General features: G+C 40.1%; 16 protein-coding genes. 12 read left to right on the top strand and 4 right to left on the bottom strand.

Annotation, left to right across the window (positions count from 1 at the left end):
• The first annotated feature begins 13 nt into the window (after window positions 1-13).
• Both AC3CAU_RS14620 and AC3CAU_RS14615 read left to right on the top strand, forming a co-directional pair.
• Window positions 14-2,017 carry a LysM peptidoglycan-binding domain-containing M23 family metallopeptidase gene (locus tag AC3CAU_RS14620; protein ID WP_447054355.1) on the top strand — a complete coding sequence of 668 codons (2,004 nt, stop codon included), beginning with the start codon at window positions 14-16 and terminating at the stop codon, window positions 2,015-2,017.
• A 20-nt stretch (window positions 2,018-2,037) separates the two neighbouring features.
• Window positions 2,038-2,742 (top strand): hypothetical protein, encoded by a 705-nt coding sequence (locus AC3CAU_RS14615; RefSeq protein ID WP_447053884.1) that lies wholly within the window; start codon window positions 2,038-2,040, stop codon window positions 2,740-2,742.
• A 41-nt stretch (window positions 2,743-2,783) separates the two neighbouring features.
• Here AC3CAU_RS14615 and AC3CAU_RS14610 read toward each other — a convergent pair whose 3' ends face one another.
• Window positions 2,784-3,704, bottom strand: a complete 921-nt coding sequence (locus AC3CAU_RS14610; protein WP_447053885.1) for a Dyp-type peroxidase — start codon at window positions 3,702-3,704, stop codon at window positions 2,784-2,786.
• A 163-nt stretch (window positions 3,705-3,867) separates the two neighbouring features.
• Between AC3CAU_RS14610 and AC3CAU_RS14605 the strand changes: the two genes are divergently transcribed.
• A complete protein-coding gene (locus tag AC3CAU_RS14605) occupies window positions 3,868-4,488 on the top strand; it encodes a LysE family transporter (RefSeq protein WP_424621168.1) in 621 nt (206 codons plus the stop codon).
• A gap of 94 nt (window positions 4,489-4,582) precedes the next feature.
• Here AC3CAU_RS14605 and znuB read toward each other — a convergent pair whose 3' ends face one another.
• Genes znuB through AC3CAU_RS14590 form a run of 3 tightly spaced genes read right to left on the bottom strand, consistent with a single transcriptional unit; the run spans window position 4,583 to window position 6,648 of the window.
• Entirely contained in the window at window positions 4,583-5,383 is an 801-nt protein-coding gene (gene znuB / locus AC3CAU_RS14600; protein WP_424621170.1) for a zinc ABC transporter permease subunit ZnuB, read from the bottom strand.
• A 3-nt stretch (window positions 5,384-5,386) separates the two neighbouring features.
• On the bottom strand, window positions 5,387-6,178 hold the full coding sequence (znuC, locus tag AC3CAU_RS14595) for a zinc ABC transporter ATP-binding protein ZnuC (RefSeq protein WP_447053886.1): 792 nt from the start codon (window positions 6,176-6,178) through the stop codon (window positions 5,387-5,389).
• A complete protein-coding gene (locus AC3CAU_RS14590) occupies window positions 6,154-6,648 on the bottom strand; it encodes a transcriptional repressor (protein WP_131217723.1) in 495 nt (164 codons plus the stop codon). The genes znuC and AC3CAU_RS14590 overlap by 25 nt, the downstream gene beginning before the upstream one ends.
• 141 nt (window positions 6,649-6,789) lie before the next feature.
• Between AC3CAU_RS14590 and AC3CAU_RS14585 the strand changes: the two genes are divergently transcribed.
• The 9 genes from AC3CAU_RS14585 to atpD all read left to right on the top strand — a co-directional run bounded on the left by AC3CAU_RS14585 (window position 6,790) and on the right by atpD (window position 14,552).
• Complete coding sequence (locus AC3CAU_RS14585) at window positions 6,790-7,629, top strand: metal ABC transporter solute-binding protein, Zn/Mn family (RefSeq protein ID WP_447053887.1); 840 nt, start codon at window positions 6,790-6,792, stop codon at window positions 7,627-7,629.
• A 171-nt stretch (window positions 7,630-7,800) separates the two neighbouring features.
• Entirely contained in the window at window positions 7,801-8,199 is a 399-nt protein-coding gene (locus AC3CAU_RS14580; protein WP_131217721.1) for an ATP synthase subunit I, read from the top strand.
• 105 nt (window positions 8,200-8,304) lie between these two features.
• Entirely contained in the window at window positions 8,305-9,180 is an 876-nt protein-coding gene (gene atpB / locus AC3CAU_RS14575) for a F0F1 ATP synthase subunit A (RefSeq protein WP_131217720.1), read from the top strand.
• 82 nt (window positions 9,181-9,262) lie between these two features.
• Entirely contained in the window at window positions 9,263-9,508 is a 246-nt protein-coding gene (gene atpE, locus AC3CAU_RS14570; RefSeq protein ID WP_000424060.1) for a F0F1 ATP synthase subunit C, read from the top strand.
• A 38-nt stretch (window positions 9,509-9,546) separates the two neighbouring features.
• Window positions 9,547-10,017 carry a F0F1 ATP synthase subunit B gene (locus AC3CAU_RS14565; protein WP_067725895.1) on the top strand — a complete coding sequence of 157 codons (471 nt, stop codon included), beginning with the start codon at window positions 9,547-9,549 and terminating at the stop codon, window positions 10,015-10,017.
• Between the two features lie 11 nt (window positions 10,018-10,028).
• Entirely contained in the window at window positions 10,029-10,565 is a 537-nt protein-coding gene (locus AC3CAU_RS14560) for a F0F1 ATP synthase subunit delta (RefSeq protein ID WP_067725897.1), read from the top strand.
• Window positions 10,566-10,628: 63 nt separating this feature from the next.
• Window positions 10,629-12,173: a F0F1 ATP synthase subunit alpha gene (gene atpA, locus AC3CAU_RS14555; protein ID WP_131217719.1), complete on the top strand. Its 1,545-nt coding sequence runs from the start codon at window positions 10,629-10,631 to the stop codon at window positions 12,171-12,173.
• An 88-nt stretch (window positions 12,174-12,261) separates the two neighbouring features.
• Window positions 12,262-13,131, top strand: a complete 870-nt coding sequence (gene atpG, locus AC3CAU_RS14550) for a F0F1 ATP synthase subunit gamma (RefSeq protein ID WP_131217718.1) — start codon at window positions 12,262-12,264, stop codon at window positions 13,129-13,131.
• Window positions 13,132-13,157: 26 nt separating this feature from the next.
• Entirely contained in the window at window positions 13,158-14,552 is a 1,395-nt protein-coding gene (atpD, locus tag AC3CAU_RS14545; protein WP_131217717.1) for a F0F1 ATP synthase subunit beta, read from the top strand.
• Window positions 14,553-14,562: the final 10 nt, after the last annotated feature.

Raw genomic sequence — 14,562 nt, 5'->3', positions numbered from 1 at the left:
AAAAGGTGTGTTTATGTCAAATTTTCATGTGATTAAAGCTGGAGATACTCTTTGGGGTATTTCTAAAAAATATCAAATAACAGTAAAAGAGCTAAGTAGAATCAATTCAATATCAGCTAAAAAAATTCATAATTTACATATAGGACAAAAAATACATTTAGTTGAAGATCAAAATAATATTGATAAATATGAAACTAAACTAAAAATAGTTTTAATGGATTTATCTTTTAATCCCATCTTAAAAGCAACAATTAAACTGGAATTTGATGGTAAAACAATAACTAAAAATACATTAAATGCTAATTTTGATAATATTTTAGTGGAAGATCATTCAAAAGGTTTAAAGGTTTATTTTAAGAATATTCAGGGAGATTTTGACCTTATTGCTAATCATAAAAGTTTGCCAATAGGTACAAAAATTCTACGTTTAACCTCTCGTAAGGTAAAAGTTAAAGGAACACATTACCCAAAAGAAGGAATAGCTCAAGATTCAACACTAAGTATTCTTAAACATTTAAAAAGTATTGGAAAACCGATTATTGATGGTGTAAATAACATATCTCAAGGTCCAAGTAAAGCTAAAACTGTAACGTCATCAGAAAAATTCCAAATGCCTCACGATAGAAATGAACAAAAAAGAACAGAAAATGGAAATAGTACACATGTAATCGCATCTCAATTTACAGAAGATAATCTTTTATTGAAGCCCATTAATAATAAATATAGGGCATATATTATTAGTGCTTCAAAAAAACATGGTTTTGCTCCTGAGGCATTAACTGCATTTATAGAAGCTGAAGCTGCAAAAAAAAATACAGGGGAATGGAATGAGAAAAGTTACAATAAAAAAAGTAAGGCTGCCGGGTTAACCCAATTTCTCGAAGGTACTTGGTTAGAAATGTGCAGCAATAGTAATTCTTTAATAGGTCAGTTTGTTGCCAAGCATTCTAGTCTTTCGAGACAAGCAAAATTAGATCTTCGGTATGATGGTGAAATGTCAATTGATGCTGCTGCGGCGTATGCTGTTTGTAATTTTAAAACTTCAAAACTACCATATCAAAATTTAATAGAACCTAGTGCTATGGCTAAGTTTGCCTATCTTTTACATCATGAAGGTGCCGGCGGTGCTAGACAATTCGTAAATAATTCTTTTAGCCAAGATAGAGCCAAGCATTTACTTTATAACCAGATGGATTCTAAACAAGCTGATGAAATTTTAAAAAGATATAACAATAATGCAAAGGCAGCGTATGGGGCTTGGCTAAGGAACTATATTGATGGTCATATTAATATATATCAGTATGTTGTAGATAAAAGAAAAACTTCTGGTGTTAACTTAAGTATGGATGAAACGATTAAACTGTTAAAAGGGCAAGCTATTCCTAACCCGACTCCTAAAGCATCAAACTCAGCTCCAGTTAATAATCCCTCCAAAGAAGAAAAAATAAGAAATATAGAAACTACAGTGCAAGGTGGAACAAATGAAGTAGGTGGAGCAGACGGTTGGCATAATCCTTTAAATATTTGTAAGTTAAGAACAGCAGGTTTAGCTAATGCAAAGGGGGCTACATTTGGCAAGGTCAGAGATAATGGTAAAAAAAATCATCAAGGTGTTGACTTACAAGTGAATCCTGGAAATCCGATCTATGCTGTTTGCAGTGGAACGATTGTTTTTGCAAAGAATACTGGTGGTGATTATGGCAAAGTGATTGTTCTAAAAGTTGCTATTAGTGATTTGCCAGATAAGCAGAAAAAACAAGCACAAAAAAATATAACTGGTAAATATATATACTTTTTTTATGCTCATTTATCGGATATTAAAGTGAATGTAGATGATATAGTTGATGTGGGGGAAAAATTAGGATTATCAGGAGCAACTGGTAATGCGAATACTATGACTACTATCGCTAAAGGTGCACATTTACATTTTGAAGCAAGAAGCTCAGCATTACTGGGTAAAGGTTTAGTAGGAAGAATAGATCCCATACCCTTTATAGATGCTCAGTTAATATACTAAATTAATATAATAGGTTAATTATGAAAAAACTAATTTTTTTTGCAATAATTTTTATTAGTAATGCTTTTGTTGTTAATGTTTTTGCTAAATCAAATAATTCATGGAATGATATAGAACAAGACTCAATACAAGTAAATAAACCAATAGAATATATTGATATTTATAATAAATACTCTATGATTAACTCTAAACTTAAAGTTAAGTTGGTGGATTATGGAAATGTAGAAAAGAATAAAAAAAATATTAAATATACTTTAAAAAATTATGGAGTAGAGGTTCTTAATAATTCAGGTATCTATAGAGTTTTTAGAAGTACAGTCTCTTTAAAATCAGATGTTGATTTTCATCTTCTATATAATGATAAAGATGTATTTGCATTTAGAGTACGGAAAAATAGTATTATTGATTATGTGGAATCTCCATATAGAAATAATTCTGTTGAAACCTATATTTATGATATTAAGAATAATAATTATGTGTTAATTGATGTTTTGAACTCAGATAGTAATACAATAGATGGTAAAATTGATTTATTGCAAGAAGATCAATTTACATTTAATACTAAAACTAGTAACTATGTATATTTAGCCAATATAAAATATGCTGAAAAAAATAAAATCGGAACATTTAAAGTAAATTTAAATAAAAAGTTAAAATGCCTATCTTCTACCCTAGGTTGTGAAAATATTGGTATTCAAACTGCAGAATTGATATCTAAAAATTAGTTAAAAAGAAGCAGCTGAATTTTTAGCTGCTTCTTTTTAAATTAACCTTCCAAAACTTCTTCTAACAACTCCTCACTCGGCGCAAAATAATAAGCCCCATCCATCGGCGTTACGAAGTGAAGCAGGCGGTCATGAATACCGTCGCCAGCTGTACCAAACATATGTTTTAACATATGGTCGATAATTTCTAAGTTCTTGGTATAAGCAATAAAGAACAAACCTTGGTCACCTCGACCTTCTCCATACGGAAGAGAGTGACGTAAAATTTCCATTTCTTCGCCTTTCTCATCCTCAATCACTACACGGGCAATATGGGCATTCTTCGGTTTAACCTCATCATCCATTTCAATCGATTCTAACTTGGTTCGACCCATCACATTTTCTTGGGCATCAACTTTTAACTGTTTCCATTTTTCCAGATTATGTGCATAACGTTGGGCGAATACAAATGAACCATCGGCAAAAATTCCGGCATCTTCACCCAGTAAAGCGACTTCGGCACGGTCATCGGGAAATTGTGGATTTTCAGTTCCATCAATAAAACCGGTAATATCACGTCCATCGAAATAACGGAAACATACACGTTCATCCAGTACTTCAACTTTATCTTGAATCCCTTCAAAGAAAGACTGACTTAAAGCAAAACAAATGTCAGTGCGTTGAGATGCCACATGAATCAATAGATCAGCAGCGGCAACAGGCATTTGAAATGACCCTTGAATCGGCTCTAGTTGTTTAAAACCTGCAGGTGTCTGGCTATATAGTTTTGCCCAAAGTTCAGGACCAAAAGCGACACCCGTCTTAATTTGCGCGTTAGGATGCTGGGTGATTAAACGATCCCGTGTAGTAAATAAATCTTCAAGTTTTTCTTTTAACTCATCAATTGTTAAGTCTTTTAAACGCAAAACAATAAACCGGGCATGATCTGAAGGTAATGGTAAAATTACAGATTGGGCAGTCATACATGGCTCCTAACAATTTTTATAAAATACGTGGCTGGCTTTATTGTGCCTTATCACTGCAGAGGTGAATAGTCTAAAACTTATTTTTTGTTGGTTGATTTTTAAAGCATTTAAAAGATAAAAAGTCATATAATAGTCACAAATTTTTATCTGCTTATATTTTATGTCTTACCAAGTTTGGCTAGCGTATATGTTGGCTTGTTGGGTGATTAGCATTTCACCTGGCGCAGGTGCAATTGCATCTATGTCCAGTGGTTTGAATTATGGCTTCCGCCGTGGCTACTGGAATGCGTTAGGTTTACAACTCGCATTATTGCTACAAATCGGAATTGTGGCTGCTGGGGTAGGGGTGCTTTTTGCAACGACGCCTTGGGCTTTTCTAGTGGTGAAATGGTTCGGGGTAAGCTATTTATTGTATTTAGCTTATCTGCAATGGAAAGCACCGACTCAGTCGATTGAAATTCAACAGGAACAACCGGATAAATCAATTGCCAAATTGGTCTTGCATGGTTTTTTGATCAATATGAGTAATCCCAAAGCGATTGTGTTTTTACTTGCAGTATTGCCACAGTTTTTGGATTTGTCCAAACCACAAGGGATTCAATATCTGATTATGGCCGCAACCATGGTCACAATTGATTTGATCGTGATGGCGGGCTATACCGGTCTGGCTGCTAAAGTTTTAAGATTATTGAAATCTCAAAAACAGCAGAAATATATGAACCGAACTTTTGCTGTGTTGTTTAGCTGTGCAGCCGGATTACTGAGTTTAATCAGTAATTAGTAAAGATTTTTCCCTCTCTTGAAAGGAGAGGGTTAGGCAGAGGTTGTTGGAAAATAAAAAGCATCTTAAAAAAATAATGGATATAAAGGAAAGACTAAGCAATCTTCTTCATTTTCTGCACTGCAAAAATCAGCGCAAATAAAATTGCCATGGTCAGCACAATGGTTAAGCCGGTCGAGGTATCTAAACCTGCACTTGACCATAAACCGACACTAATCCCGATTTGTGCAATCACAAAAGCCCAAATCACCATCTGTTTTGGAGAGTTAGCCAGTAAGCGTGCAGTTAATGCTGGAATCACCAGTAAAGCACCCATCAGCAATGAACCGACCGCTTTAAGTGCTAAAACTGTAAATAATGCCAATAACAACATAAAAACCAGACGCTGCCATTTAGCATTCACGCCTTCACTGACTGCCATGTCAGGATCAATCGCAATTTGAATTTGTGCTTGCCAGTTTTTATACAACACAGCTAAAGCCGCAATAATGACAAAAGCAAACATAGGTAGATCTGACCATGAAATTTGTAGCAGATCGCCAAACAAATAGCTGAGCAGTTCCGGTCTCAAACTTGGAATATGTTGAATAAACATTAAACCAGAGCAGAGCAAGGTGGCTGAACAAAGAGCCAGCAGTGCATCATTGGGCAGACGAGGGTCATGCAGCACCCATAAAATACCGACCAATAAAAATGCCAACGCAGTCACGCCTAACCATAGCGGCAGGCTTAAGGCACCGGCAATCGCTACACCTAGTAAAGTTCCATGTGCCATGGTGTCGGCAAAAAAAGACATCCGTCGCCATAACATTAAACAACCCAGTGGCGCAGTTAGAAACACCAGTAAAGTTCCCATGGTCCATGCAGGTAACAATAGTTGTAACCATTCCATCATGGCTTAAGCTTCCGGTTCTGGGTGAATATGAGGGCGGGGGTCATGTTGGCACGGAGTTGCACTGTCGCCATGCGCGCAATGATCATGATGATGTTGATAGAATGCTCGGTTGGTGCCAAAAATGGCTTGATACTCTGGATGTTTCTGCACGTTTTCAGGTAAGCCGCTGCAACAGATATGTTTATTTAAACATACCACGCGATGGGTTCCTTGCATGACCCATTGCAGGTCGTGCGATACCATTAACACCGCACAGCCATATTTGAGCGGCAAGCTTCTAACATATTCATATAGTTCAGCTTCAGATTGAATATCTAAGCCTTGCATCGGTTCATCCAGAACCAGAACATCGGGTTGGCGCAGTAAAGCACGTGCCAACAAGACACGTTGCCGTTCACCACCTGAGAGTTGCTGAACTTTAGCATCTTGTAATTTAGTAATACCGGTATCGTAAATAATTTCTGCTTTTCTATTGGCATCACATTTTTCTAAAGCCAATAAGTCGCTTACGCGTAAAGGCAGACTATGCGACGGATTAAACTTTTGTGGTACATAAGAAAATTTTAATTTTTTATTGCTATGAATTTTGCCTGCATTGGCTTTAACAATCCCTAAAAGGACTTTAATCAGGGTAGATTTTCCCGCACCATTCGGACCAATCAGCGTGACAATTTCTCGCTCATGCAAGGCGAAATCGACATTTTTTAAAATGTCACGCTCATCGATACGTACACTGATTTTGTCTAATGTAATCAATGGAAGGGCGGTTATTATTTGTTGCGACACTGCTGACATATCCCAGAAATTTCAATAATACTGTGATGTGCAGTAAATTGATCAGATGCTGAAAGCGCATCTAATTGTGTTAATAAACCCTGTGCAGAGGCTTCTGTGACATTTTTACAATTGGTACAAATTAAAAATGCAGCCTGATGGCCCTCACGCGGATGACAACAAGGAATGTAGGCATTAATAGACGTTAAACGGTGGATCAAGCCTTTTTCTAATAGAAAGTCTAAAGTACGATAAACCGTCGGTGGGGCAGCAGGGCGGTCTGAATCGCTCTTGATTTTAGCCAATAAGTCATATGCCCCCATAGGACCTGTGGCATTTAAAATTAGTCCTAATACTTCTTTGCGTAACGGAGTTAAACGCGCGCCTTTTGTTATACAGAGGCTTTCCGCTTCAGCAAGTCGTGTTTCGACATTATGATGGTCATGTACGCCATGTAATGCATTATGATGTTCGTGAGAACATGAGCTCATAGCCAACCTCAAGTGCGAAATTTATAAAAACAAATGGACATTAAATCTTAACATGAAGCGACACCGGTTTCGATTAGACGTAGGTATTTTTGTCGATTTGTTATATTATAACACCTGTTGAATATTTGGTGATCTTCTTTCATGTCCCGTTTCTTTGCATTTTGTGCACTTGCTTTATTCAGTACCTTAAGCTGGTCACAGAGTTTAGTGGTCTCTACGCATCCAATTTATCTTATTGCTGAAGAAATCACGCAAGGGGTTGAAAAGCCTGTACTGTTATTGGCAGATCAAACCGGACATGATGTCACCCTTACGCCTGCACATCGCAAAGCCATTCTAGATGCATCACTGGTGATCTGGCTGGGTAAGGCACATGAAGCACCGCTTGATAAGCTGTTGTCTGATAATCCCAAAGCTATTTCTGTTTTAGAGTCAGGTATCGTGCAAACGTTGCCGCAGCGCAATACCCGTAGGGTCGCTTTAAACAATACTGTGGATACCCATGTCTGGCTTGATCCAAATAATGCGGTGCGGATTGGCTTCTTTATAGCTGCATTGCGTTCACAACAATTACCTGAACATAAAGATCTCTATTGGGCGAACGCCAAGCGCTTTGCACAAGAGATGTTACTCACTGCACAACAATATAATACCAACTCATCTGCAAAGACTTACTGGGCATATCACGATGCTTATCAATATTTAGAGCGTGCCTTAAATTTGAAATTCGCTGGCGCATTGACCGATGATCCGCATGTTGCACCTACCATGGCGCAAATTAAATACCTAAATGATAGCCGTCCAAATCGTAATATGTGCTTGTTGGCAGAAGGACATGCCAGTAAAAACCAATACCAAAAATTGAATCCGATTACCTTCCAAGCAGTAGATGAAAGTATGAGTGGGGCAGGGGATTTTGTCGTGGCTTGGAAAAAACTTGCCGAGCAAACCCATAACTGTGTGCTAAATGCACGAAAGTAATACAAAAAATAAACAGTGATTGATTAGTAACAAAGCAACTTAATCATTGAAAAAAACCAGACTTAGGTCGGGAAAAGATTGCATGTTCAGGGGTGTAACTCTATAATGCCTGCGATTAAAAACGATCATCAGCTAAACTTGTCAAGCATGATTGCTGTGAGTGAATAAATAATGAGCCGAACTAGTCGCATGATTGATCGACGATTAGCGAAAGCTTTGGTCATCTTACAAGCATGCATGATTCCTGTTTCAGCCTTGATAGGGTGGGTCCTGAAAGACTCAACTGCAGCTTACAGCGCTGCACTTGGTGCGTTGGTGTGCTGGCTTGCAAGTTGTTATTTTTCTTGGCAATCGTTTCGAGCTGCAGGTGCGCGAGCTTCAAAGCAGGTTCTTTCGAACATGTATAGAGGTCTGATGGGCAAGTTTGCAATTGTGATCGTTGGTTTCATTTTAATTTTAAGTAACGTTAAACCGTTGTCAGCGGCAGCGTTGTTTTGTGGTTTTATCCTCGTTCAAGCCATGTCGTGGGTCGCTCCTTTTTTAGCGTCACGTCTACAAAAACGGGTTTAAGCACAACAAAAAATTGAAAAGTTTTTTAGGAGATGGACGAGATATCAGGCAGCACGCGATGTTCGTTCACTCTATTTAGTATTTGACATTGACCAGGTGTGATTTATGGCTGCTGAAGAACATGCCCTCACTTCGACCGAGTATATCAAGCATCACTTGACCAATATGACCTATGGCAAGATGCCTGATGGCTCGTGGAAGTTGGCTGAGACTGCTGAAGAAGCTCAACAGATGGGGTTCACTGCTATTCACTTGGATTCAATGGGTTGGTCTATCGGACTTGGTCTGATTTTCTGTTTGTTGTTCTGGTGTGTAGCGAAAGCTGCAAACTCTGGTGTTCCTACCAAGTTCCAGTCAGCAATTGAAATGATCATTGAGTTTGTTGATTCAAGTGTTCGTGATACTTTCCACGGAAAGTCACGTTTGATTGCACCGCTTGCACTGACCATTTTCGTGTGGATTTTCCTCATGAACTTAATGGATTTGATGCCGGTAGATTTCATTCCTCATTTAGCTACGCTTATTGGTAGCAATGTATTCGGAATGGATCCACATAGTGTGTATTTCAAAATCGTACCAACAACAGATCCAAACATCACATTAGGGATGTCTTTATCTGTATTCGCTCTAATCATTTTCTACAGTATTCGTGAAAAAGGTGTGAGTGGCTTTGTTGGTGAGTTGGCGCTGAACCCGTTCAATCCAAAGAATCCAATCGCTAAAGCGCTTTTAATTCCATTTAACTTGCTTTTGGAATTGGTAACTTTCCTTGCACGTCCAATTTCATTGGCTCTGCGACTGTTCGGTAACATGTATGCGGGTGAGTTAATCTTCATCCTTATCGCGTTACTACCGTTCTGGATCCAATGGGCATTGTCTGTGCCATGGGCTATTTTCCATATCTTAATTATCACGCTACAAGCATTTATTTTCATGATGCTGACTATCGTATATTTGAGCATGGCAAGCGAAAAGCATTAATGGTAATTGCCTAACTATCATAAGATGGTTGGGTACAATTTTTAATTTAATTGGGTAAAACCTAACCTCTGAGGAATTTTTCATGGAACTCACTTTAGGTCTAGTTGCAATTGCATCTGCTATCTTGATCGCTTTTGGTGCTTTAGGTACTGCGATTGGTTTTGGTCTTTTAGGCGGCCGTTTCCTTGAAGCTGTTGCACGTCAACCAGAATTGGCTCCACAACTTCAAACTCGTATGTTCTTAATCGCAGGTCTTCTTGATGCTGTGCCTATGATCGGTGTTGGTATTGGCTTGTTCTTCATCTTCGCTAATCCATTTGTAGGTTAATCAGCTTAATTCCTAAATTAAACTATTGAGGAATAGCTATGAATATCAACCTCACATTGATTGGCCAAGCGATTGCATTTGCGATGTTTGTCGCATTCTGCATGAAGTTTGTATGGCCACCACTAATCAATGCGATTAGTGAGCGTCAGCGTCGTATCGCTGATGGGCTAAATGCTGCTGAAAAAGCAAAAGCTGACCTTGCCGATGCGCAAGCTCAAGTGAAAGCTGAATTAGATGCGGCAAAAGCACAAGCGGCTCAATTGATCGAGCAAGCGAACCGTCGTGGTGCACAATTGATCGAAGAAGCGCGTACTCAAGCATCTGCTGAAGGTGAGCGTATCCGTCAACAGGCGAAAGAAACTGTTGACACTGAAATCAATGCTGCACGCGAAGAATTACGTCAACAAGTTGCTGCCTTGGCAGTTACTGGCGCAGAAAAAATTCTGAACCAGCAAGTTGATGCGGAAGCTCACAATGCCATGCTTACTCAGCTGGCTGCTAAACTTTAAGCGAGGCGATTATGGCTGAACTCTTGACGTTGGCACGCCCGTACGCAAAAGCAGCATTTGCTTTCGCTTCTGAGCAAGGTGCAACTGACAATTGGTCGAATGTGTTACAAGTGCTCAGTGCTGCGGTGCAAGACGAAGCATTTTCCGCTTATTTGAATCGCCCTGAGCTTACTCCTGCTGAGCAGGTCAGTGTTTTTGCAAAAGTTTTAGGTGAGAATCAAACTCAAGAAGTGTCAAACTTTTTGACTCTTCTTGCAGACAACGATCGTTTAGCGTTGTTACCTGAAATTGAAACAGAATATGAACTGCTCAAATCACAGAATAACAACACTGTGGATGTTGTGATTGAATCAGCATTCCCTGTGACTTCTGTACAGGAACAATTACTGGCTCAAGCGTTAGAGAAAAAATTTAACGCTGCAGTAAATGTAACTGTAGAAGTTAATCCAGCCCTTATTGCGGGTGTGGTTATTCGTGCAGGCGACCAAGTGATAGATGACTCTGCACTTAACAAGCTTGAAAAAATGCGGACTCGTCTTCTTGCGTAATTTTTTGTAAAAAATTACTGCATAGAAGAAGACTGAACTTAAAAAAGATTGAGGTATAGCGCAATGCAACAACTGAATCCATCCGAGATCAGTGCGCTCATTAAACAGCGTATCGGCGATCTGGACACCAGCGCAACCGCTAAGAACGAAGGGACCATTGTTATGGTTTCCGACGGTATTGTGCGTATTCACGGCCTTGCTGATGCAATGTACGGTGAAATGATCGAATTCGACGGCGGCTTATTTGGTATGGCACTGAACCTAGAACAGGATTCAGTGGGCGTCGTTGTTTTAGGTAACTACTTAAGCCTTCAAGAAGGTCAAAAAGCGCGTTGCACAGGTCGTGTATTAGAAGTTCCGGTTGGTCCAGAACTTTTAGGCCGTGTAGTAGATGCTTTGGGTAACCCGATTGATGCTAAAGGTCCAATTGATGCAAAATTAACTGATGCTGTTGAAAAAGTAGCACCAGGCGTAATTTGGCGTCAATCAGTGGATGAACCTGTACAAACTGGTTATAAATCAGTAGATACAATGATCCCTGTAGGCCGTGGTCAACGTGAGTTGATCATTGGTGACCGTCAAACTGGTAAAACAGCAATGGCGATCGACGCGATCATCGCTCAGAAAAACTCTGGCATTAAATGTGTATACGTAGCAATTGGTCAAAAACAATCGACTATCGCTAACGTTGTACGCAAGCTGGAAGAAACTGGTGCTATGGCGTATACAACTGTTGTCGCAGCAGGTGCATCTGATCCAGCAGCAATGCTGTATTTGGCTCCGTATTCTGGCTGTACAATGGGCGAATACTTCCGTGACCGTGGTGAAGACGCGTTAATCATTTATGATGACTTGTCTAAACAAGCTGTTGCTTACCGTCAAATTTCATTGCTTTTACGTCGTCCACCAGGTCGTGAAGCGTATCCAGGTGACGTGTTCTATCTACATTCACGTCTACTTGAACGTGCTTCTCGTGTATCTGCTGACTACGTTGAGAAATTCACTAACGGTGAAGTTAAAGGCCAAACTGGTTCATTAACTGCATTGCCGATTATTGAAACTCAAGCAGGTGACGTATCTGCATTCGTACCGACCAACGTGATTTCGATTACAGATGGTCAGATCTTCTTAGAAACATCATTATTCAACGCAGGTATTCGTCCTGCTGTGAACGCGGGTATCTCTGTATCTCGTGTAGGTGGTTCTGCGCAAACCAAGATCATCAAAAAATTGTCTGGTGGTATCCGTACTGCTTTGGCGCAATACCGTGAATTGGCAGCGTTTGCTCAGTTCGCTTCTGACCTTGATGAAGCAACTCGTAAGCAACTTGAACATGGTCAACGTGTAACTGAATTAATGAAGCAAAAACAATATGCTCCATATTCAATTGCTGACCAAGCTGTTTCAATTTATGCATCTAACGAAGGTTATATGACTGACGTTGAAGTGAAGAAAATCGTTGCATTTGATGCTGCGCTTGTTTCTTACTTCCGTTCAGAACACGCTGCGTTAATGCAAAAAATTGACGAGACTGGTGCTTGGGATAAAGAAATCGAAGCAGCATTCAAAGCTGGTATTGAAAGCTTTAAAGCGACTCAAACTTACTAATTTTAGCAATTGCTAAAAGCTAGTGGGCTTGGTTCACGGAATCAACCTTCGGAGGCTTGAAAGAGCCTTCGAATACTAGGTTAAGCGTATGGCAAATTTAAAAGAAATTCGCGCCAAAGTAGCTAGTATCAAGTCGACGCAGAAAATTACGCGTGCGATGCAGATGGTAGCTGCTTCTAAAATGCGTCGTGCGCAAGAGCGCATGGCTCAAGGCCGTCCGTATGCCGAAAATATGCACCGTGTAATTGCTCATTTGGTCCAAGCGAACCCTGAATACAAACACCGTTATATGGTTGAACGTCCGGTAAAACGCGTTGGCTATATCATTGTGTCTTCAGATCGTGGCCTTGCTGGTGGTTTGAACATTAACCTGTTCAAGAAAGTGGTTAAACACGTCCAACAGCAACAAGAGCAGTCAATTGAAGTTCAATTTGCTTTAATTGGTCAAAAAGCGGTTTCGTTTTTTAAAAACTACGGCGGTAAAGTGCTAGGTGCAACCACTCAGGTGGGTGATGCTCCAAGTCTTGAACAGTTATCTGGTTCTGTACAGGTGATGTTGGATGCGTATGATAAAGGCGAGTTAGATCGTATTTATCTTGTATCAAACGGCTTTGTGAATGCCATGACTCAAAATCAAAAGATTGAGCAACTCGTTCCTTTGGCAGCGGCTGAAGAAGGCGAGAATCTGAACCGTTCATACGGTTGGGATTACCTTTATGAACCAGAGGCTGAAGAGCTATTAAATGGTTTGTTGGTTCGCTATATCGAGTCTGTGGTGTATCAGGGTGTGATTGAAAACATCGCATGTGAGCAATCTGCACGTATGGTGGCAATGAAAGCTGCGACCGACAATGCAGGTGACATCATCAAGAGCCTACAACTTATTTATAACAAGCTGCGTCAAGCCGCGATTACTCAGGAAATTTCTGAGATCGTTGGTGGTGCCGCTGCCGTTTAACATTATTTTGAATTGAGGAGACAGCAATGAATAGCGGTCGTATCATTCAGATCATCGGCGCGGTAATCGACGTCGAGTTTGAACGCAACAGCGTTCCTAAGATCTATGACGCTCTCCATGTTGATGGTACTGAAACTACTTTAGAAGTTCAGCAACAACTTGGTGATGGCGTAGTTCGTACTATTGCAATGGGTTCTACTGAAGGCCTTAAGCGTGGTTTGAACGTAGTTAATACTGGTGCTCCAATCTCTGTACCTGTAGGTACTGCATGTTTGGGTCGTATCATGGACGTTCTTGGTCGACCAATCGACGAAGCTGGTCCTGTTGCGACTGAAGCACGTTTACCGATTCACCGCGCAGCACCTTCTTATGCTGAACAAGCGGCTTCTACTGACCTTTTAGAAACTGGTATTAAAGTCATCGACTTACTATGCCCGTTTGCTAAAGGCGGTAAAGTTGGTCTGTTCGGTGGTGCCGGTGTTGGTAAAACTGTAAACATGATGGAATTAATCAACAACATCGCGAAAGCTCACTCAGGTTTATCTGTGTTTGCTGGTGTTGGTGAGCGTACTCGTGAAGGTAACGACTTCTATCACGAAATGAAAGATTCTAACGTTCTTGACAAAGTAGCAATGGTCTACGGTCAGATGAATGAGCCACCAGGAAACCGTTTACGCGTAGCGTTGACTGGTTTGACTATGGCTGAATATTTCCGTGACGAGAAAGACGAAAACGGTAAAGGCCGTGACGTATTGTTGTTTGTTGACAACATTTACCGTTACACATTGGCTGGTACCGAAGTGTCTGCACTTCTAGGTCGTATGCCATCTGCAGTAGGTTACCAACCAACTCTTGCAGAAGAGATGGGTGTTCTTCAAGAACGTATTACATCTACTAAGTCTGGTTCTATTACGTCAATCCAAGCGGTATACGTACCTGCCGATGACTTAACAGATCCATCGCCTGCTACAACGTTTGCTCACTTAGACGCAACTGTTGTATTGAGCCGTGACATCGCATCTTCTGGTATTTATCCAGCGATCGATCCACTAGACTCAACTTCACGCCAACTTGATCCACTAGTAGTTGGTGCTGAGCATTACGAAATTGCTCGTTCAGTTCAAAACGTTCTTCAACGTTATAAAGAATTGAAAGACATTATCGCAATTCTTGGTATGGACGAGCTTGCTGAAGAAGATAAACTGGTTGTTTACCGTGCGCGTAAAATCCAGCGTTTCTTCTCTCAACCGTTCCACGTAGCTGAAGTATTTACTGGTGCTCCTGGTAAATTAGTATCTCTTAAAGAAACGATTCGTGGCTTTAAAGGTCTTCTCGCTGGTGAATACGATCACATCCCAGAACAAGCGTTCTACATGGTTGGTGGTATTGACGAAGTGATTGCTAAAGCCGAGAAACTTTAATTAGCTGCTC

It is taken from the genome of Acinetobacter sp. GG23, from assembly GCF_057766365.1.
The sequence above is the reverse complement of the archived record's forward strand: the minus strand, read 5'-3'. Positions and strand labels throughout refer to the sequence as shown.